19 protein-coding genes are annotated in these 18,788 nt (G+C 45.0%); 14 read left to right on the top strand and 5 right to left on the bottom strand.

Annotation, left to right across the window (positions count from 1 at the left end):
* Positions 1-39: 39 nt before the first annotated feature.
* Positions 40-942 (top strand): hypothetical protein, encoded by a 903-nt coding sequence (locus LJE72_RS09635; protein WP_229247356.1) that lies wholly within the window; start codon positions 40-42, stop codon positions 940-942.
* Between the two features lie 219 nt (positions 943-1,161).
* On the top strand, positions 1,162-1,317 hold the full coding sequence (locus LJE72_RS09630) for a hypothetical protein (RefSeq protein ID WP_229247355.1): 156 nt from the start codon (positions 1,162-1,164) through the stop codon (positions 1,315-1,317).
* Positions 1,318-1,404: 87 nt separating this feature from the next.
* Here LJE72_RS09630 and LJE72_RS09625 read toward each other — a convergent pair whose 3' ends face one another.
* A complete protein-coding gene (locus LJE72_RS09625) occupies positions 1,405-2,040 on the bottom strand; it encodes a hypothetical protein (protein WP_229247354.1) in 636 nt (211 codons plus the stop codon).
* A 169-nt stretch (positions 2,041-2,209) separates the two neighbouring features.
* On the bottom strand, positions 2,210-2,686 hold the full coding sequence (locus LJE72_RS09620) for a YlbF family regulator (protein ID WP_229247353.1): 477 nt from the start codon (positions 2,684-2,686) through the stop codon (positions 2,210-2,212).
* A gap of 165 nt (positions 2,687-2,851) precedes the next feature.
* Here LJE72_RS09620 and LJE72_RS09615 point away from each other — a divergent pair, with 165 nt between their 5' ends.
* Positions 2,852-3,538 carry a GDSL-type esterase/lipase family protein gene (locus tag LJE72_RS09615; protein WP_229247352.1) on the top strand — a complete coding sequence of 229 codons (687 nt, stop codon included), beginning with the start codon at positions 2,852-2,854 and terminating at the stop codon, positions 3,536-3,538.
* Between the two features lie 197 nt (positions 3,539-3,735).
* Here the strand turns inward: LJE72_RS09615 and LJE72_RS09610 are convergent, their stop codons facing one another.
* Positions 3,736-4,476: a ZIP family metal transporter gene (locus tag LJE72_RS09610; protein WP_229247351.1), complete on the bottom strand. Its 741-nt coding sequence runs from the start codon at positions 4,474-4,476 to the stop codon at positions 3,736-3,738.
* 179 nt (positions 4,477-4,655) lie between these two features.
* On the opposite strand from LJE72_RS09610, the gene spoIIR reads away from it, so the two are divergent.
* Together spoIIR and LJE72_RS09600 are read left to right on the top strand one after the other, a co-directional pair.
* The gene (spoIIR, locus tag LJE72_RS09605; protein ID WP_229247350.1) at positions 4,656-5,270 is read left to right on the top strand and encodes a stage II sporulation protein R; all 615 of its coding nucleotides are present in this window, start codon (positions 4,656-4,658) and stop codon (positions 5,268-5,270) included.
* A gap of 123 nt (positions 5,271-5,393) precedes the next feature.
* The gene (locus LJE72_RS09600) at positions 5,394-6,191 is read left to right on the top strand and encodes a GerMN domain-containing protein (protein WP_229247349.1); all 798 of its coding nucleotides are present in this window, start codon (positions 5,394-5,396) and stop codon (positions 6,189-6,191) included.
* Here the strand turns inward: LJE72_RS09600 and LJE72_RS09595 are convergent.
* A complete protein-coding gene (locus LJE72_RS09595) occupies positions 6,153-6,407 on the bottom strand; it encodes a hypothetical protein (RefSeq protein ID WP_229247348.1) in 255 nt (84 codons plus the stop codon). The genes LJE72_RS09600 and LJE72_RS09595 overlap by 39 nt on opposite strands.
* Before the next feature lie 120 nt (positions 6,408-6,527).
* Here LJE72_RS09595 and LJE72_RS09590 point away from each other — a divergent pair, with 120 nt between their 5' ends.
* From LJE72_RS09590 to LJE72_RS09550, 9 genes are all read left to right on the top strand, one after another.
* The gene (locus tag LJE72_RS09590; protein ID WP_229247347.1) at positions 6,528-6,971 is read left to right on the top strand and encodes a MarR family winged helix-turn-helix transcriptional regulator; all 444 of its coding nucleotides are present in this window, start codon (positions 6,528-6,530) and stop codon (positions 6,969-6,971) included.
* A 383-nt stretch (positions 6,972-7,354) separates the two neighbouring features.
* Positions 7,355-8,041 (top strand): response regulator transcription factor, encoded by a 687-nt coding sequence (locus tag LJE72_RS09585; RefSeq protein WP_229247346.1) that lies wholly within the window; start codon positions 7,355-7,357, stop codon positions 8,039-8,041.
* Positions 8,038-9,705 (top strand): sensor histidine kinase, encoded by a 1,668-nt coding sequence (locus tag LJE72_RS09580; RefSeq protein ID WP_229247345.1) that lies wholly within the window; start codon positions 8,038-8,040, stop codon positions 9,703-9,705. The genes LJE72_RS09585 and LJE72_RS09580 overlap by 4 nt, the downstream gene beginning before the upstream one ends.
* 179 nt (positions 9,706-9,884) lie before the next feature.
* Entirely contained in the window at positions 9,885-11,408 is a 1,524-nt protein-coding gene (locus LJE72_RS09575) for an efflux RND transporter periplasmic adaptor subunit (protein WP_229247344.1), read from the top strand.
* A gap of 84 nt (positions 11,409-11,492) precedes the next feature.
* The gene (locus tag LJE72_RS09570) at positions 11,493-12,221 is read left to right on the top strand and encodes an ABC transporter ATP-binding protein (RefSeq protein WP_229247343.1); all 729 of its coding nucleotides are present in this window, start codon (positions 11,493-11,495) and stop codon (positions 12,219-12,221) included.
* On the top strand, positions 12,218-13,435 hold the full coding sequence (locus LJE72_RS09565; RefSeq protein ID WP_229247342.1) for an ABC transporter permease: 1,218 nt from the start codon (positions 12,218-12,220) through the stop codon (positions 13,433-13,435). The genes LJE72_RS09570 and LJE72_RS09565 overlap by 4 nt, the downstream gene beginning before the upstream one ends.
* A gap of 25 nt (positions 13,436-13,460) precedes the next feature.
* A complete protein-coding gene (locus LJE72_RS09560) occupies positions 13,461-13,754 on the top strand; it encodes a hypothetical protein (protein ID WP_229247341.1) in 294 nt (97 codons plus the stop codon).
* A 43-nt stretch (positions 13,755-13,797) separates the two neighbouring features.
* Positions 13,798-15,432 carry a cell wall-binding repeat-containing protein gene (locus LJE72_RS09555; protein ID WP_229247340.1) on the top strand — a complete coding sequence of 545 codons (1,635 nt, stop codon included), beginning with the start codon at positions 13,798-13,800 and terminating at the stop codon, positions 15,430-15,432.
* Positions 15,433-15,716: 284 nt separating this feature from the next.
* Positions 15,717-17,900 (top strand): YcdB/YcdC domain-containing protein, encoded by a 2,184-nt coding sequence (locus LJE72_RS09550; protein WP_312038914.1) that lies wholly within the window; start codon positions 15,717-15,719, stop codon positions 17,898-17,900.
* A gap of 246 nt (positions 17,901-18,146) precedes the next feature.
* On the opposite strand, the gene LJE72_RS09545 is transcribed toward LJE72_RS09550, so the two are convergent.
* Positions 18,147-18,467, bottom strand: a complete 321-nt coding sequence (locus tag LJE72_RS09545; RefSeq protein WP_229247339.1) for a muconolactone Delta-isomerase — start codon at positions 18,465-18,467, stop codon at positions 18,147-18,149.
* Positions 18,468-18,788 lie beyond the last annotated feature (321 nt).

Genomic DNA, 18,788 nt, shown 5'->3' with positions numbered 1-18,788 from the left:
TATAAAGTTACATTGAAAGTGAATAAAGGAGGGAGCATAGTGAGGTTCGTTGGGGATAAGCCGAATAATCCTTATGAGTCCATCGGACCGCAGGGCTTCTCTGGTCAATTACCCAATGGTCAATTTGGCTCGGGATACTCTCCGGGTTCGATTCGCAATACACTTGGTTCAGGACTGAAGGCCAGTGGAGTCTTCCAAAAGGATGGACAAATCCAAAATATGAGGGGAGGCTTTATTGGAGCTAAGCACCCACCGGGTCAGGGAAACCAGTGGCAGGGGCCGCCTCCGGTACAGGGTGGACCTAATCCTGGTATGGGATATGTGCCGGAACAAGGGTATCAGCAAGGTATCCCCTATAACCCGGGTCAGGCGCGCCAGCTTATCTTACAAGCTGCCCAAGAAGGGATTAATGGCAATGGGGTGGCGACCATTTCCCCGGACAATAGTTTTCTTCTGATTGCCAATCTTCCGGCACCGCAAACTTTTCTCGGACTGGGGCAATCGGGGGTATATGCTGCTTATTTGGTGGATGATAAAGGAAAGACGGGGTTCTTAGTCGGAACTCTGCGTCAAGTTGGTCATGGAGTTTATCGTGCTCATTTCCAAAGCCCGGTTCCGCTGCATCATTACGACCGTGTGGTAGTTTCCGCAGAAAATCCCGCACAGCTGGGGCAAGCTCCGAGTGGTCCCTTGATTCTGAAAGTCAAAGATCCGATGGGTGTGATGACGTTTCTACGCCCCATGAAGACAACTGCAACATCTATTTGGGGTAAGATTACAGGCTTCATGAATGGCAGGAAAAAGGCACCGATCGTTCCGGAAGAAGTACCGATGAATCCAGAGTTACTGCAATCGTTAAATCAGATGGGTGTAAGTCCGGAAAATCCTGTCCCTGCGCTTCCGCCGACCATTCCACCGCTGGGAGGCCCCAATCAGTTATAGAATGATCTTGACCCTTTGACAAATAATAAAAACCTATTTCAATCCGATGTAAGGGCTGAACAAAACTTATTTGAAGTTTTGTTCAGCCTTAATTTGTTTTAGAACTCTGCTAAATTCTATAATAAAGCCCACTTTGTCAGTTATAATTCTTTAAAGGAGAGCCATTGCCTTACTCATAATAATATCTGAATAAATATGATCAATATCAGGAGGCTGAATGTGGTTATTGTTACGACGATTCCTAATGTCATCGAGGTTATATTGACTAAGATGGGATCTGAAAGAAAGGCAGTGAAGAAGAAGAAGGTACAGGCCAGAAGGCCGACTCCAACAGTTGGATATTCCAGAAGGGGTATAAGGCGCTTAAAGGTGTAATTCCAAGAATCTGAAGTCCTGGAATTTAAGGGTGGTCTTGAACGAGGGGCAGAAGAGGGCGGACAACAATCGGGATAGGATGGGGACTTAAAAGGCATTGACATACAGGATCCCTCCCTCAGCTCGTCTTATGGCAGCCTTCCCATTTGAGTTCTTGTCCCCATTTCCGACTCCCGCTCGTTCGATGAAAAACTGGGCGATGAGTATACTTACAGCGATAATTAGGTTGCCGGGGACACCAGGGACTTCGAATAATGGGACATTAAATGATGTGTCTGGGCTGCCGTCGAAGGGTGCAAATGGAGCCGAAATGATCAAGGAGACACTCAGATTATCTGGGAAAAGCGGTTCATCCAGTCCTACGGGACCAAAGCCTTGACCAGGAACAGATCTCTGTGATGAAGAAAGAGGGATTTCCCCATTAAGAGCTGAGCGTATCAGTTGATTTAGCTGCGGCATGGTCAGGGTCACAGGGTATTGTTCAGGGGCAGGGCGGGAGAGGTCTGGAGGATGAGCTAAAGAACGTTTAAAGAGAAAGGCTATAAAGATATCTAAGCCGGCAACAATCATAGAAGCAAATTGGATTCTTGTTTTAGCCAAAGGAAATATGATGGAACTGACGGGACAGTACAATAGGTTTCGGCGGATAGGGCTTGTCACTAAGATAGAAAAGGAAAAAGGAGTCGCCGGTAACGGGGCGATACAGTCATGTTTGTTGATCACGGCGTTCCCCCTTCCTGCTAGTCATCAGAACCAAGCGCGTATAGTCACCCACCCCCCCAATACGATGACCATAAGAAAGGCAATTAAAGTCAGAGGATGTGAGATGTCGTTTATAAAATGTGCTCCCTGATAACCGGCGGGTCTCATTACTCAATCACACCTTCTATGACTAGAGATTGGGAGGGAGTTTAATGCCTTTTAACATGTCAGGCGAGATTTGCATTTTCTCCATAGCATTTCCACCACTGATTTTGTCGAGAATTTGCTGGGCCATGCCTTTAAACTCTTCCGGAATGGGCAGGTCACTGGCAGATGGCATTCCATGCATCGCTGTAGTCAGGGTCAAATTAACCATAGCCATTAGTTTCTCATAGTTTTGCTGTTGAACAAAATAGGCTTTAATTAGAGGGTGTTTGTTCATTAAGCGAACTTTTAGATCGAGAAGGGCTAGAGTGTCCTTTTCCGGAACAATTTTACTGAGCATTTGAGTGGTTACAAGCCCGCGTTCTTTTTCTTGATATTGAACGAATGCCTCTTTACTCATAGGATCGGTCATGATAGAAGCCTCGGCAGTTTTTAATGCTTGAACTTCCGGAGTTTGGGACAAGGCTTCTCCTAATTCGCGGGCTTTGATAATGTAATTCATAAGGCAACCTCCTTTTTTCCTTATACCAAAATATGCGCCAAAGTGTATACTGGTGTATGATGCGTTCACAGGATCAGTCAGAAGGAATGTAGAATGCAGAATGTAGAATGAAGAAGGAAAGTGGTCAAGGATGTAGAATATTTGATAAAGGAAGGAGGAATTTTTATGCGAACATATCGGCTGGAGATACGCTTGATTCAAGTAGCCGTTGGTCTGGCCCTTATCGTCTTGATTGCGGGTTTTGCAGGATTTTGGGGTCAAGGTGGAAAGACGCCTGTTGTCCCCGTGGATCCTGATTCGACAACAGCGAATCCATCACTAAGCAACCCGAAGATTGTTGCCTTAGGAGATTCTTTTACTCTCGGCTATCCTTTAGACCCAGAATATTCTTGGACCGTGCGCATGGCTGAGGTTCTTCAGGTCCCTGTGATCAATAAGGGGAAATCAAGGCAAACTGCGAAAGACTTGCTGGATCGCTTTGACACGGATGTGGTTGCAGAGAAACCCGGCAGGGTTATCATCTTTGCCGGAATTGGGGATGCGCTTCAAGATGTGCCCCTTGCCGAAGTCCAGACAAATATTACAGCTATCGTGGAAAAAGCTAAATCTAATCACATTATCCCTATTCTTGCCTTGCCGATCGAGTATCCCGGAGAGCGTGAAAGTATTAATGAGACTCGAGAATGGGAATGGGGTTACGCTCAGCAGGAGGAAATCTTAACTTTAGATTTTTCCAAAGCATTGTTTGATACTGAGGGGAAATATTTAACCGGGTTAACCATTAATGATAAGTATCCCAATGCCAAAGGATATAAAGCCATGGGAGACTATGCGGCTCAGGTGCTTAAGTAACGTGGGAGTTATTAGTTTTGTTTAAGTTTAGAGGATTTAGAAAAGTTAACAAATTGACTAAACGATTGCCGTATGATTATAAATAATCATTACCTAAAAGCAGGGACGTAACGAAGAATTAATTTCGTTACGTCCCTGCTAATCTTTGAGAGATAGTTATGTGATAAACACTTTTTTTAGCTCCGGCTAAAGGGTCCTTAGGCTGGAAGCAACAGACTGATCGAGGCAAATATGATGAATCCGATAGTACCACCGAGCAAGGCGTAGCGGGGGTGCCGTTCGCGGGAAAGGGGCATCAACTCAGCAAAAACGAGTAAGGTCATGGCCCCGGCTGCAAAGGCCAGAAAGAAGGCGAGGGAATCTTTTACTCCCTCCAGGGCGAGGAGACCGAGCAAGGCACCAAGGGGCGTGAAAAAAGCAATTCCAATGTTAAGCAGAAGGATTTTCCACCAACGGATTTGGGCCATTTTTAAGGGAGCTGTCGTTGCCATTCCTTCAGGAAGATTATGTAACGTAATTCCAAAGGCAATCAGAAATCCCAGACCGGGAGCGGCTTCCTGACTGACTGCAATGGCCATCCCCTCGGGGATATCGTGTAAGGCAATACCGGCGGCGACAAGCAGGCCGGTTTTTTTAAGTCGTTGTCGTCGTGACAGAGGGAGCGTGTCATGGGAGACATTGAGGCGCATGTCTGCCAGATACATGAAAAGCAGTCCGAGGACAAACCCTAAGCATACTTGAATGGGTGGCCCGACCTCCCAAGCCTCCGGGAGCAAATCAACGCTCACAACTGCTAACATAACTCCTCCGGCACCGGCTAAAAGGGAGGCAAGGATACGCTCTTTTGGTTTGCCAAACATGAGGACAAGCAGGCTGCCAAGTGTAGTAGCCAGTCCGGCTATCATACTGATCCAGACGATCTCGAAGATGTCGTGCATGAGAAGCTCCTTTCTATGAAAATCACGATACCCATATTTATGGCTAAGAGGCATGCTTTATACGAGAAAGGTGTTGTCCCTCGAGAATATTATTGTTTAGAGTTGCTACTTTGTTTAAACCTTCACATTCCTGGACAGGCTTGTATTAGAGAGAAATGTTTCGGAAGAGGGGTTTAGGCATGAGAGCTCGAGTTATTATCAGTGCAATTATTATAAGTATGCTAGGGATTTTGACATTTGGGGCCTTTGAGGGGCCTATTGCGGTGGGAAGAGGGAAGGTAGAAACATCACCGGCGCAAACACCGGATCAATTAATTCGTTTTCACGTCCTCGCCAATTCAGATAGTGACGAAGACCAAGCCTTGAAGCGGGCGGTTAGAGATGCAATCTTAAAAGATGTTGCACCACAGTTGGCCGCTGCTCAGTCTTTAGAAGAATCACGGCAAATTGTTAAGCAGATTCAGCCGAATATGGAGAGGATTGCACTCTCTGTAATTCAAGCTTGGAATAAGAATTATACCGTTCACACGGAATATGGGCATTTTCCTTTCCCGACTAAATCCTATGGGACCTTAGTGTTACCAGCCGGGGAATATGAAGCATTGCGAGTGGTAATCGGAGAGGGACAAGGATCAAATTGGTGGTGTGTTCTTTTTCCTGCACTTTGCTTTGTGGACATCGAGCATTCCACCGCGGTTCAAGTAGATGGAAAAAGTCAGACAGACTACGCTCTGACAAGCAAGCCAAAGGTTCGTTTTTTCTTTTGGGAGAAGATCAAAGGGCTCTTTTTATAGTAAGAACCTGTACTATTTTTTTGGACAAAGCATAGGTTAGAAAAGAGGGTATAAAAACTTCTGCAAGCAGAGTTTAAACACCTTATAAAAGCCGAAAATTTGTCTGAGGAAGGGGCAAAAAGTATGAAAGTACGGGTGCGAAATTGTATTCTTATGGGGGTTATTTTCCTCAGCTTAATTCTCATGACAGGCTGTGGGACATTGGAGACATTAGTGAAAAAGGATGGAGCCTCGACTCCATTAGCGGACTGGATAGGGGCGAACGAAGATAAGCAGACCGCTCTTCCTGCATCGACAACTCCTGGAGAAGGAATTGTGATTGCACTTTATTTCCCGGATACCAGTGGCAAATACTTACTAAAGGAAGAACGGACCTTACAAAAGACTGTGAGCATGGCTAGAGAGACGGTCAATCAGTGGTTAAAAGGGCCGATTATGACAGATACCATGCAGAGCTCCGTTTCCACGGTCACCACCCTGCTGGATATCGCGATTAAAGATAACGTGGTTATTGTAGATTTAAGTAAAGAGTTTTTGCAACCTAACTCCAAAGTTTCCCCTGAAGCGGCCTTATATGGACTCGTCAATACATTGACTCAGTTTTCCACAATCAAGCAAGTCCAGATTCGAATTGAAGGGGCTCCTATCACTAAATATGGGACCGTTGCTGCAACAAATCTAGTATACAAGGCAAGCTTAGTTAAGTCGGCAGTTACTGCAAACCCAGTTGTCCCCAATACCGGAACCGGAAACGCGGGCTTAGGAGTAGTCGTACCAAGCAGCGGTACTAACAACAATAGCAATAATACTAATAATACCAATAGCAATACTAACAACAGCAGCAGTCAAAATAATAACAAGGCCCTGCCTAATTCTCCAAGCTCAATTAACCTTTTCAATTATCCTCCCAGTTCCACCTAAGTCGGAAAGCTCGTGACGCCAGCCCTGTCGCGGGATCGCTGTCAGGACTGGCAGGAAGACGTTACGGGACATGGGGTCTGTATCAAAACTTGTTTTCCAGTTTGTTACAGACCCTTTTGTTCGAGATTGCCGATATTTTCGAGGATTATACACCACTTTACAGGTGTATAATCCTCTTTTTTGGGGATAGCGCACACCACCCGTAAAATTTCTCAAGCTTTGTTACGCCCCCTTTTTTCTCAGGCAATTTCTGTTCGTCTTGTTTCATTTTGGTGGACAAGACTTTAATTTATGATAATATAGAATTGCTATAATATTTAGGAAATGAGGGTGGGAATGGCGGTACTAAACGGAGAATTAACAAAAGGCTTAGAGCAATTTTTGAGACGTGCTAATATTATTTTATTTGAACGTGGTCGAGGGGTTCTACAAGACTTGGAAATCTCTGAACTTCAGTTCAATGCCCTTATAAGCATTCAAGAATATGGGCCTCAAACCATGGGCGAATTATGTAAGAGCTTGTTTGTGGCTTGCAGTACAGCAACTGATCTAGCAGACAGAATGGAACTGGTTGAGCTTGTCGAACGTGTTCGAGACGACAAGGACCGAAGGATAGTCAGACTGCATTTATTAGCTAAGGGGAAGGCAGCCCTGGAAGCAGTGATTGCCGAACGACATAAATTTTTAAGTGAAGTGCTCAGAGGGTACACAGATCGGGAACACGACGAATTGTCATACAGTTTGGAACTCCTGACTGAACGAATGGAATTAATGCAGTAATCGATACCCTCGTTTAAGAAAGCTTAAGCGAGGGTATCGTATTTATAATCGACCTAAAACGTTCCCCCGTCCCTATCCTAGTCGACCAGAAAGCAAGGGGACAATTGCCAAGAGAACACATCAGAGGGAGTTCACGATAAAGCGAGTGCCGATGATGAAGGCATATTTCGCCGAGGTTCACATCTAGCGCCACCCAGAGGTTGGCGAAATACCTTCATCATCCAATAGCCAGTGAACGGGAACTTGTGTGAACGGGCAAGTGTTCCCTGACTTTCAAAGACCCCAAATCTTCATAAAATCTTCAAATCTTCCCTAGATACAACTGAAATATAAACGTTATACTTATATTCAACAGATAAAAGCGGAAAAGTGGTGGTATGAAAATGAAAATCATTTTAGTCGATGATGAACCGGAAATTCTCACACTCGTTAGAGATTACCTCTCACGGGAAGGATATAGTGTCTTAACAGCAATCAATGGACTTGAGGGGATGGAGCTAATCGAGCGCGAGAAACCAGACATCGTTTTGTTGGATTGGATGCTTCCGGGAATAAGTGGTCTGGAAATGTGTAAACGTTTGCGGGAGACAAGTACAATTCCTATAATCATGCTCACTGCAAAATCCGAGGAAATCGATCGCGTGCTGGGCTTAGAGTTTGGAGCGGATGATTATATTGTCAAGCCCTTTAGCCTTCGAGAATTGGCAGCTCGAATTAAAACTGTTCTTCGGCGCTCGGCCGGAGTGTCGCAGGAAAGTGCCTCTTCTGTCATAATTCGAGGGGAGATAAGCTTGGACGTCTCAAGCCACAAAGTCTTAAAACGAGGGCAGGAGGTCCTTTTGACCCCGACGGAATTCAACATTTTACATTTGCTCGCAACACGCCCGGGTACTGTATATAGTCGTCTGCAGCTCTTGCGTCAAGCGATGGGGGAGGAATATCTCTACTATGAGCGCTCTATTGACACCCACGTCTCAAACTTGCGCAAGAAAATTGAGGACAATCCCAGTGAACCAAAGTATGTAGAAACTGTGTTTGGCGTAGGGTATCGGTTCGGTGAGGGCTTGTGACCTTACGACGTAAATTTATCATAGGGCTTATAGGCATGGTTTTTTTTATGGCCATTTTCTTCACAGGGATTGCCCTTACCTCGACCCAAGCGTTGCTCGGACATGCAGAAACCTATGTACAACAAGCTTATGGAGAGAGTTGGAAGCGGCTTTTGAGTGGCTACTATGAAGTCCGTGGCAGCTGGGATGGAGCCCAAGGCTACGTCACGAAGATTAATGAGGCAGAGCGAAGGTTTGGGGCTATAACTGAAGGAAACGAGACAGAAAGAAAACTGGTAACCTTTATCGACGGAATTCCCGTCGTGCGGGCTATGCCTGAGTCGGATCTGAAATTTAGCAGGCCTCGCCGAGATGGCCCGCCTTTTTGGGTATTTGACTTGGAAGACAAGGTTGTAGTCGACTCGCGCAATGAAGATTTCGGCAAACCCCTCTCTCAGTTGCCTTCAAGTACCAAAATCATGAAACAACGGGAAGAAATCAAGGTGAAAGACCAAACAGTGGGCTATTACTGGCAGGAAAACCCTCTGATTGCTAATAATAAAGTTGCCAAAACAATTGGAACTTCAATTATCAAAGCTATGCTTATCGGATTGACTCTCACATCTATAATAGCCTTACTCTTAGGAATGTTATTGACCCGACATTTCACTAAGCCTCTGAACCATCTGATGGAAGCCGTTCGAAATGTAGGAAAAGGAGATTTGTCTTCGCGGGTTCATGTGAAGGGGAAGGGTGATATCGCGATCTTGGCTCAGGACTTTAACCGAATGACTGAACAATTGGCTCGCAATGAGGAAGTGAGACGTAACATGGTGGCAGATATTGCCCATGAATTGCGAACCCCGCTTTCTGTTATCCTTGGAAAACTGGAATCGATCCAAGAAGGAGTGCTGCCTTCAACTCCGGAAACGATTCTTCCCATTCAGGATGAAACTTTGAGATTGATTCGCTTAGTCCGGGATCTCCAACAGCTAAATCTTGCGGAAGCCGGAAAATTACCTATGGTCCTAAAACCTGTAAATCTAAGAAAATTAGTGGAACGGATTACAGAGCAATTCGCGATTGAATTCGAGGAGCGGGAGTTGCATGCTGAAATTTTGGGAGAGGTATCTGAAATTATTGGCGACCCGGACCGTTTAACTCAGGTTTTTGTCAACTTGATAGGGAATGCTCTTTTACATACTCCGCCCGGTGGAACTCTTCGCTTGGTCTTGACAGAGCAAGAAAAGCTTGCGGAAGACGGGGTGGGTGCCGACGGGGCTCATCGGTTACGAGATGTCTTCCGTCGTAAAGGGGAAAAGATAGACAAGCTCGAAAAATCGGAGGAAGCCAAAGATTCCGGAGAACCAAAAGAAGTGAAACCGAGAGTTTTTCAAAAGAAGGATGATTTGAAGTTTAATAGTTGGGTACAAGTGACGGTTGAAGATTCAGGAGAAGGAATTCCGGAAGAAGAACTTGAGCATATTTTTGACCGTTTTTATCGAGTAGATAAAGCTCGAGAGCGGGAAAGCGGTGGAACCGGATTAGGGCTGGCAATTGCCAAAGAATTTATCCATGCTCATGGCGGCTCAATTCAAGTGAAAAGTAAGCTTGGTGCAGGAAGCTGTTTTAGAATTCTATTGCCCATAAACCAGAATGTGAAAACTCAGCAGATATTCAGCTAATCCTGACAAGATCTTAAGAAGTTTATCGTTGTTTGAACATAATACTGTGATATCCTGATTAGGAATTTTAATCGGTAAGTAACCGCCAGACATCTCTGCCGGAGTGCCCCTGAGAATAGTTAAGTTAAAACTCAGTTGAGTAGAAACCACTGTTTAAGTACATAAAAAGGAGAGAGAGCATGAACAAAAAATGGGTGTCCATAGGGGTTTTAAGCGTTTTGGTCTTGGGAGGAGGGTATTGGGGTTATAAGAAGTTTACGGCTAAGCCGGTAGTGGCTGCTAACATCACAGCAAAAGCAAAAATCGGAGATGTAAGCAAGGTGATTACTGCAACCGGAACGGTTAATTACCCTCAGTCGATACCGTTACAGTTCTCCAACAGTGGAGATGTGACCAGGGGACAGGTGGTTGAGCTGAATTTCAAGGTCGGTGATACAGTAAAAAAAGGCCAAGTTCTTGCTAAGATTGATGAAACAAACCTTAAAGCTGATGTCGTGCAGCAGCAAGCCAACGTAGCGGCCGCTGAGGCTAAGCTTCAATCCCTTTATGATGGATATAATGAACAAACGAAAGCTCAGGCTCGGTCGGAACTTGCAAAAGCACAGAAGAGTTTAACAGCATCACAGCAGGATGCGGATCCGGCCTATTTGGGAAACCAAGTCACATTGGCTGATGAGAAAGTTAAACAGGCTAGTGATATTTTAGCTAAGGCGCAGCAGAGCGGAGACACGTCGTCTATACAATCTGCTCAAAGCACATTAAACGATGCATTATCTGACTTAACAACAGCCCAAAATGCGCAAAATGGAGGCGCGGCAAAGTCTTTAGAAGCTGCGCAAGCGGATGTTACGGCTGCTCAATATAAAGTGAAACAGCAAGAGGCCGGCCCGACAGTTGCAGACATAGCTTCGGCTCAGGCCAGTATTACACAAGCACATGCACAACTTGACAGCACGGAGGCAAAATTGTCAGGAGCTACCATAGTTGCGCCTACGGATGCCATCGTTATCGACTCCAATTTACAACTTTACCAATATACAACAGATGATTCCAAAATCACGATCACGCCTTCAGGGACCACTGGGAGTAGTCTTGAAGTGGATGCGTCAATTGATCAGGCCGATATTGCTCAGGTCAAAGTAGGACAGAAAGTGGATATTACTCTTGATGCCTACTCAGATGACCATAGCAGCGGGGTGGTGAGCTTAGTTGCTCCTCAAGGAACAACTACTTCAAATGTTACAACCTTTGAAGTTACGGTGACAGTAGAAAAAGCCAGTGATAAGCTTCGGTCGGGAATGAATGCTAATATTGACATCATTGTAGAAGATGCCAAGAATGTTCTAACCGTACCTAGTGAGGCGGTCAAAACTAGAGGGGATGAAAAAGGTGTTATGGTTCCCATGGGTGAAAAAGATGATCTTGCGGGACAAGAAGACTCGTCATCTCAGTCTGAAACTCAACCTAAGGTTGTCCAAAAATCTGGCAGCGAACAGACCGGAGCCGAAGTACAATTCATCCCAGTGGAATTTGGCTTAGATGATGGAACAAATGTAGAGGTCAAGAGTGGTTTGACAGAAGGGCAAGAGGTCATTACCATTGTTGGTACGTCTGTAACAACAAAGGATTCTGCCGGAGGATTCTTAGGTGGCGGTGGCGGAGCCAGACCAGCGGGTGCAACTGGTGCGGTAAGAGTCAGATAGAGACTTATTAATGAGCAATTCAATAGAGATTAGTTAAGGGACCTCGTTGAACGTGCTTTTAGCGGATACTTCAGGAGGGATGTTATGATAAATCTTAAAGGAATCAAAAAAATCTATGCTAACGGTGATATCAAAGTTGCGGCGTTAGGTGGAGTAGATTTGCATGTAGGAGAGGGTGAGTTTGTAGCCATTATGGGGCCTTCCGGTTCCGGCAAGTCAACCATGATGAATATTTTGGGATGCTTGGATACACCAACTGAGGGAGAGTATTTTCTCGATGGAACGGATGTTGCAAAGGCCACCGGTGATGATTTATCCGTAATTCGCAATCGCAAGATAGGCTTTATTTTTCAGGGTTTCAATCTCCTTCCTCGAACCATGGCTGTAGAAAATGTAGAACTTCCTATGCTTTATGCGGGAATGGGAGGGAAAGAAAGGCGAACTCGGGCCATTGCGGCCTTGGAATCTGTCGGTCTTGGCGAACGAATTCATCATCGCCCTAAAGAATTATCCGGCGGGCAACAGCAGCGGGTAGCCATCGCACGGGCGCTCGTCACAAACCCTTCGATTATTTTAGCGGATGAGCCTACGGGGAACTTGGACAGTCGGTCCAGTGAAGAGGTTATGGCGATCTTCCAGCGCCTCCATGCCCAGGGAAATACGATTATCATCGTAACCCATGAACCGGATATTGCAGAATTTACCGAGCGGATTGTCCGTTTCCGAGACGGTCATATTGAAGGGGACGAACCAGTAAAAAATCCACGTAAGGCTCAAGCGCAAGTCGTCGAGGGGGAAGGAGGAGCAGAGTGAACTTTTTAGAAAGTATCCGAGTCTCTCTCAGGGCTTTACGAGCAAATAAACTCAGGTCATCCTTGACGATGCTGGGGATTATTATCGGAGTGGCGGCTGTCATTGCCATGGTCGGAATCGGCAATGGAGCAACTGCTTCGATTACTTCCCAGATTCAGGGCATGGGCTCGAACCTGCTTACAATTAGTTCGGCACAATCCTTTTCCGGAGGGGTTAGTGGGGGTGCAGGGAGCTCAGCGAGCTTAAGCATGACAGATGTTTCCAAGTTAGAAGTAGGGAGGGCTATCAAAGCGGTTGCACCGGTTGCGAGCACAAGTGCTCAAGTGGTCTTGGCCTCAGGAAACACTTCCACGAGTATTACCGGCACGACTGAGGACTATGCAACTATTAGAAATGTCACGATTGCACGCGGACGTTATATTACTGAGCAAGACGTGAACAGCAGTGCCAGAGTCGCAGTACTCGGCCCAACCGTCGTGGAAAACTTGATGGGTGATGTGAATGCTGATATCATTGGGAAGAATATTAAGATTAACAATGTACCGTTTCAAGTCATCGGAGTGACTACAGCAACAGGATCAACCGGAATGTCAAGCAGTGATGATATGATCACCGCACCTATCACTACCATCCAAGCGCGCTTAATCGGAAAGAAAACGGTACGCAATATTCTGGTCTCAGCGACATCCGAGGACCTTATGCAAATAGCACAAGATGATATTACGGCAACCTTGCGAAAAGCCCATAAAATCCAAGAAGGTAAAGATGACGACTTCAGGGTTCAGAATCAGGCTGACATGTTGGAAGCTATGCAAAGTGTAACTCAAACCTTGACCATGCTCCTGGGCGGAATTGCAGGTATTTCCCTGCTGGTCGGGGGAATTGGAATCATGAATATCATGCTCGTTTCAGTTACCGAACGAACTCGGGAGATTGGGATACGGAAAGCGATCGGAGCTAAAGGAATGGATATTCTGCTGCAGTTCCTTATTGAGGCTGTCGTACTTAGTATCTTGGGAGGCGGTATAGGCATCGCCCTCGGTTATGGAGGATCGTCCTTGGCGGGGAAGGCCTTGTCAATGGATACCAGTATTTCCTTGACTTCAGTGGTGATGGCTTTCGGCTTCTCGGCCGCCATCGGCATTATCTTCGGCGTCTTCCCGGCACGTAAAGCTGCTGCCATGGATCCAATAGACGCATTAAGGTTTGAGTAAGGGGTCGTGTGAAAGATAGGGGAAATTGCCCGTTCACCCACGTTCTCGTTCACTGGCTCGTTGGATGCTGAAGGAATTTCGCCAACCTCTGGGAGGCGCAGGATGTGAACCAGGGCGAAATTGGCCCTTCAGCATCGGCACTCGCTTTAACGTGAACTCCCACGAATGGGTTCACTTGGCAATTGTCCCCTTTCTTTCAGGTCGACGGGGCTGGGAACGGGAGGGACGGTTGGGGACGTTGGGGACGGTTCTTGAGTTCGTCTGTGGGGTTTGTGAAAGTCAGGGGGAATTGCCCGTCTTACACATTCCCGTTCCATAGGAATTCTTGGATGCTAAAGCTACGTAAGAAAGGAAGAAATTTCGTGATAAAAAAGAAACGGACTCAAAAAGTTTTAAGTATCCTGATGATGTCTTTTTTGCTGATCGGTATGTTGCCGGGGATGTTGCTTGCTGCTGAGAGTGGTACTGATAGTAGTGGTGAGAATTACACGACCTTAAGAGGGCTGACGTTTGTGTCTGAGGAAGAATCGAGCGTGGTTATTGGGGAGCCGACGGATGTTGAGTTTAAATTAAATCGTATTCCCACCAGTAAACTCTTTACTGGATCGGTCAATGCGACTCTCACAGATCCGGAGGGTAACGTGACCTACTATTCCGTATCCGGAGGTGGCGGTTATTACAATCTTTCCGATCTTACCTTATATACGCCCGGAGAATATACGCTCAAAGTTAGTGCTGTTTCTCCAAACAAGGGCTCGGCAACAGGGACGATAAAGGTTGTAGATGCAGTAGTAACGGTAGAGGGTTCCCTTGTGATTAATGCCGAAAACTTGGTTAGTGTAAAGCTGACGGATTCGGAAGGGAATGTTTTGGACCAAAGGTCAGTGACCGTGGATGGAACGGCCGTGGATGCCAGCCCGGCAACCCAGAGTTATACCACCTTAAGTGATGGAACCTTTCTTCTTAACATAACTCCGGAAGAAGCAGGCAATGTAGATATTATCTTTGGTGGAAAGATTATCAGTTCAATACCCGTTGCTTCGGCTTTTGAAGCGGGTAGCCGTATCGGTTCCAATGCTCCTGATAATGTAGCCCTTGCGGTTGAAATAGCCAAACAAGGCTGGACGAGTGCTTCAAATGTAATCTTGGCAAGAGATGATCAGTTTTCGGATTCTCTCGCCGCGGCTCCGCTTTCGAAAAAGCTGGATGCTCCGATTCTTATGACGGGTTCTTCGACCTTAGATGATCGGACGTTGGCTGGACTTCGTGAGTTAGGTGCCAGGAACATATATATTGTTGGCGGAACAGTCGCTATTGCTCAGGAAATCGAAGATAGTTTAAGTAAGGACTATACGGTTACTCGGATCGCCGGATTACAAGGATATGATACGGCAGCCCTGATCTCCGCCCAAGTGGGGATCGATTCCACTCAGACTGTATATCTTGCTAATGGGTCCGCTATACCTGATGCCATCGCGATTAGCGCTTTTGCAGGGGCGCAAGGAAATCCAATCTTACTTACTGATAAAGATGTCTTGCCACCTTCTACCCTTCAAGCTTTAACAAATCTTAATGCGACAAATGTTGTCCTCCTCGGAGGAACTGCAGTTATCAGTAATGCGGTGGAAAACCAACTAAGCTCCGGGTTTTTAGTCAAACGCTGGGGAGGTTATGATCGTTACGATACCCAAAGCATTATCTTTCAAAATCTCCTCAACAAAGAAGCCCCCCAGTCCCCCCTTTATTTTACATCAGGTTTGGTTCGCCAAGATGATGTCAGTTGGGGAAAGCCCTATGCAGATGCCTTGTTAACGGCTGCTTTAGCGGCTAAAAACGGGGGAATTGTGGCAATGACTGAACCGAATACCATCCCTTCGGGTCTAAACTTTTTCTTGCTGTTCAATAAAGGGTATATTCCGAAGTCAGTTGTTGTAGGTAATAATAGCGGGGTCTCTTATAATATGGAGCAACAGCTTCAACAAATGCTGAACCACTAGTCAGTCGGAAAGCTTCCAATATAAAAACCAGTAGCCTCAAAGCTACTGGTTTTTTACGTGATTTTCAGGGCTGGTTTGAGAAAATTCTCTAAAGATTGCGGTTAAAATTAAAGGATAATAATGGGATGCATGGAATATATATTGTGTAGTGTGAGCAGTGAAATAAAGAATTTATAGTTTGTTAATAGAAGGAGGCAGTATTAAAGGGTTATGAAAGTTTAAAGAATAGCTGGGTAAGAAAGGGTGGATGGAAATTGTTAAGGAAGATTCGCCATTTGAACATTGTGATTGTGTGTATGCTTTTAATACAAATGCTGGTTTATCCAGTCAATGCTCTAGGAAGCGAAAAATCGATTATCACGGTTGAGCAGGCAGTCCAGACGGTCAAAGATAACTTTAGTATCCCTGAGAATTATACGCAACTTAATACCGGATATAATGAGTATAACAACCGTGCCACCTATTCATTAAATTGGCATACAGCCGAACAACCGGGTGGGAGTTTTAATGCAGAGGTTGATGCAATCAGCGGAGAGATTTTAAACATTAGTCAATGGAACGAAGAGCTCAAGCCTTCTTTTAAGCTCCCTGTCTTGTCATCAGAAGATACTTTAAAAATAGCCACTGACCTGGTTGCGAAATTGATTGGTAAGCATCAATCAGAAATGCAACTTGTAACAGATAAGCAACAAGTCTTCCTATTAAATAACTCTCAACCCTTTACGTACAATTACCGCTGGATTCGAATCGTTAACGGTGTTCCCTTCCCTGAAAACGGGGTAAACGTGAGTGTTAGTGGAGAAGACGGGCGGGTTATAAACTATAACTATAATTGGACACAGGATCTTATCTTTCCCGTCGCCTCAAATATCGTTTCTCCTGAAAAAGCACGTCAAGTTTTTACAGATACGCCGATGCTCGAACTGCAGTATTTTTTGCCTCCGGTCATGAATCCCCAGACAAGAGAACCCCAACGGATACTCCTCGTTTATCAGTTAACCAAAAAATACTACGGAGGAGCTGTTGATGCCCTGACTGGGAAGCCTGTAACCCTTAATAAACCGGTGCTCGTGTATAAACCTGCGAACTCAGCAGGCGGTATCTCGGCATCAGTTGCAGTATCAACCGCATCAGCAGCAAAGATACTGACAACTAAGAGCGCTTATGTAGTTACAGAGCCCTTAGACAACCAGGATACGCTAGAGGACTCCCAACAAATCAGTCAAAGTGAAGCAGTTGAGATCGTTAAGAAAATGGTCACAATCCCCAAGAATTTTGTGCTTAGGAATTCCAGTTTAAATCCTGACTGGCAAAATCCCACTGAACAAGTCTGGGATTTACAGTGGAATACTGAATCCTCCGATACGGGAGAACAACGTTATCTTAGTGCTCGCGTAAATGCTAGAACGGGGGACTTGGTTGGTTTTAATCGATCCTATGGATCAAACCAAGATAATAAATCGAAGCCTCTGAACCGAAAAGATTCCCAAAAAATAGCGGATGACTTTCTTAAATCTACCCAGCCTGAGCGCTTTGAGCTAGTCAAAGTGGAATCGGAAGACTTTTATGGAGGAAAAATGCCTCCCAATATTCAGATATTTAACTATGTTAGGTTTGTCAACGGGATTCCCGTTTCCCGTAACGGAATGTACTTGTTAGTAGATACAGTTGCTAAGCAGGTTGTCAATTATGAAATGAATTGGAATAACCAAGAATTTCCCGATTCCTTGAACGCTCTGTCTCTCAATGAGATAACAGAACGGTTCTTAAAAATAAGTCCCTTGGCTTTGAGATATTCTTTGATCTTCTATCCCGATGGGCAAGCGGAAATCCGCTTGGTTTATCAACCGAAGTTAGACTATGACATGTATGTTCCCACTGTCCTTGATGCCAAAACCGGTGATCCTATGGATTGGTATGGAAGACCTCAATCTCAGTGGTCTCGGGCCATTACCTATCTGGATATTCAAGGTAATTATGCGGAAAAGGAAATAGGCATAATGGGTCTGACAGGAGCCTTTGGAGAATACGGAGAACATTTCCGTCCGGAGGAGAAAATCACCGTGGGTTCACTTTTGCGGGCGATGCTTACTGCGGAAGGGAATTATCGAGATCGGGTTTTGAGCGATGGGGAAGTTTTAGAAATTGCCGAAGATCGGGGCTGGCTGGCTGAGGACGTAAAGCTGGAGTCTGAGTTAAGTCGAGAGGGTCTATTTGAAATAATGATTCGTTTCATTAATATGGAACCATCAGCGAAGGTTAAAGGCATATATTCTGTACCCTTTATAGACGCAGATACGATTAATCAGGACTCACTTGGATATATTGCACTTGCCTGGGGGCTGGGTATTCTAAAAGTTGAGGAGAATACTCTGCACCCCAATCAAGCCGCAACAAGAGCTGAAGCCGCCTATGCTTTAGTCCATGCCTATACAGTGGAGCGACCAGTAATTAATTACATGAGATAGAAGGAAAAGAAAAGAGCGAGCAAAAAGAAGTAAGGATTAAAAGGGGAAATATAAATAATATTATATAGAAATGTTTGCCTGTCATGAATGTGACAGGTTTTTTCTATTGGCCAGTCCATATTCATTCAACTTATCCAAACCATAGTAAATGCGATTGCGGGCAAAGTTCTACCCCAAAAAGAACAAAAAAAATAGGCCCCTGGAGGGGCCTAAAACTAGGCTGAGGCTAGGTCGAATTTATTTATTCTACTCTTTTGACGTTTGTTTTGCTTCTAGAGCAGATTTAACGGACTCTAGAGCATTTTCAATACTGATTAAGGGAGTAATCTCTGTCTCAAGAAAAGGAACTATAGGAGATTGGGATATTAATATATGGAGTTCCTCGACGGATTCAACATCCCAAATAACACAACCACCTTTTCTACCAGCAAACATTCCTTGTGCCAAAATCTTCCCCTGTTTCTGATAGTTTATAACTTTTTCCCATCCTTCTACCATAATTTCTTTGACCTGTTGAGGTGGGAACGGAGGCAATTGTGTCAATTCGCTTTTAACAAGAAATAACATACTTAACCCTTCTTTCCATTTGATTTTGGCTGTTCATTTAGACACGACAGCCCTTTACCTGCCTCACCCTAGTCAGCAAAAATTCGAGTTGACGGACTGGAATTTCCCCAGTTTCAACCCGAAATAAAGAAAAAGAGCAACCGACCTCTTTAATAAGGTCCATTGCTCTTTTCATATATTTCGGATGGAATTATTTTTTATTATAGTAATAATAAAAGAATCGGACAGAAACCGATTCTAAATTATACAGATGCCTTTTGAACTTTTCCCAATCCTACGTTAACCTTATAATATCTTTAAGTGTAAATTTTGTCAATAGAA

This window comes from Desulfosporosinus shakirovi (assembly GCF_020595055.1).
Taxonomy (GTDB): domain Bacteria; phylum Bacillota; class Desulfitobacteriia; order Desulfitobacteriales; family Desulfitobacteriaceae; genus Desulfosporosinus; species Desulfosporosinus shakirovi.
The sequence above is the reverse complement of the archived record's forward strand: the minus strand, read 5'-3'. Positions and strand labels throughout refer to the sequence as shown.

Excerpts from the sequence above, each read along its gene's own strand:
- LJE72_RS09620 (WP_229247353.1), bottom strand. The coding sequence starts at position 2,686 with ATGAATTACATTATCAAAGCCCGCGAATTAGGAGAAGCCTTGTCCCAA.
- LJE72_RS09615 (WP_229247352.1), top strand. The coding sequence starts at position 2,852 with ATGCGAACATATCGGCTGGAGATACGCTTGATTCAAGTAGCCGTTGGT.
- LJE72_RS09610 (WP_229247351.1), bottom strand. The coding sequence starts at position 4,476 with ATGCACGACATCTTCGAGATCGTCTGGATCAGTATGATAGCCGGACTG.
- spoIIR (WP_229247350.1), top strand. The coding sequence starts at position 4,656 with ATGAGAGCTCGAGTTATTATCAGTGCAATTATTATAAGTATGCTAGGG.
- LJE72_RS09600 (WP_229247349.1), top strand. The coding sequence starts at position 5,394 with ATGAAAGTACGGGTGCGAAATTGTATTCTTATGGGGGTTATTTTCCTC.
- LJE72_RS09590 (WP_229247347.1), top strand. The coding sequence starts at position 6,528 with ATGGCGGTACTAAACGGAGAATTAACAAAAGGCTTAGAGCAATTTTTG.
- LJE72_RS09585 (WP_229247346.1), top strand. The coding sequence starts at position 7,355 with ATGAAAATCATTTTAGTCGATGATGAACCGGAAATTCTCACACTCGTT.
- LJE72_RS09575 (WP_229247344.1), top strand. The coding sequence starts at position 9,885 with ATGAACAAAAAATGGGTGTCCATAGGGGTTTTAAGCGTTTTGGTCTTG.
- LJE72_RS09570 (WP_229247343.1), top strand. The coding sequence starts at position 11,493 with ATGATAAATCTTAAAGGAATCAAAAAAATCTATGCTAACGGTGATATC.
- LJE72_RS09545 (WP_229247339.1), bottom strand. The coding sequence starts at position 18,467 with ATGTTATTTCTTGTTAAAAGCGAATTGACACAATTGCCTCCGTTCCCA.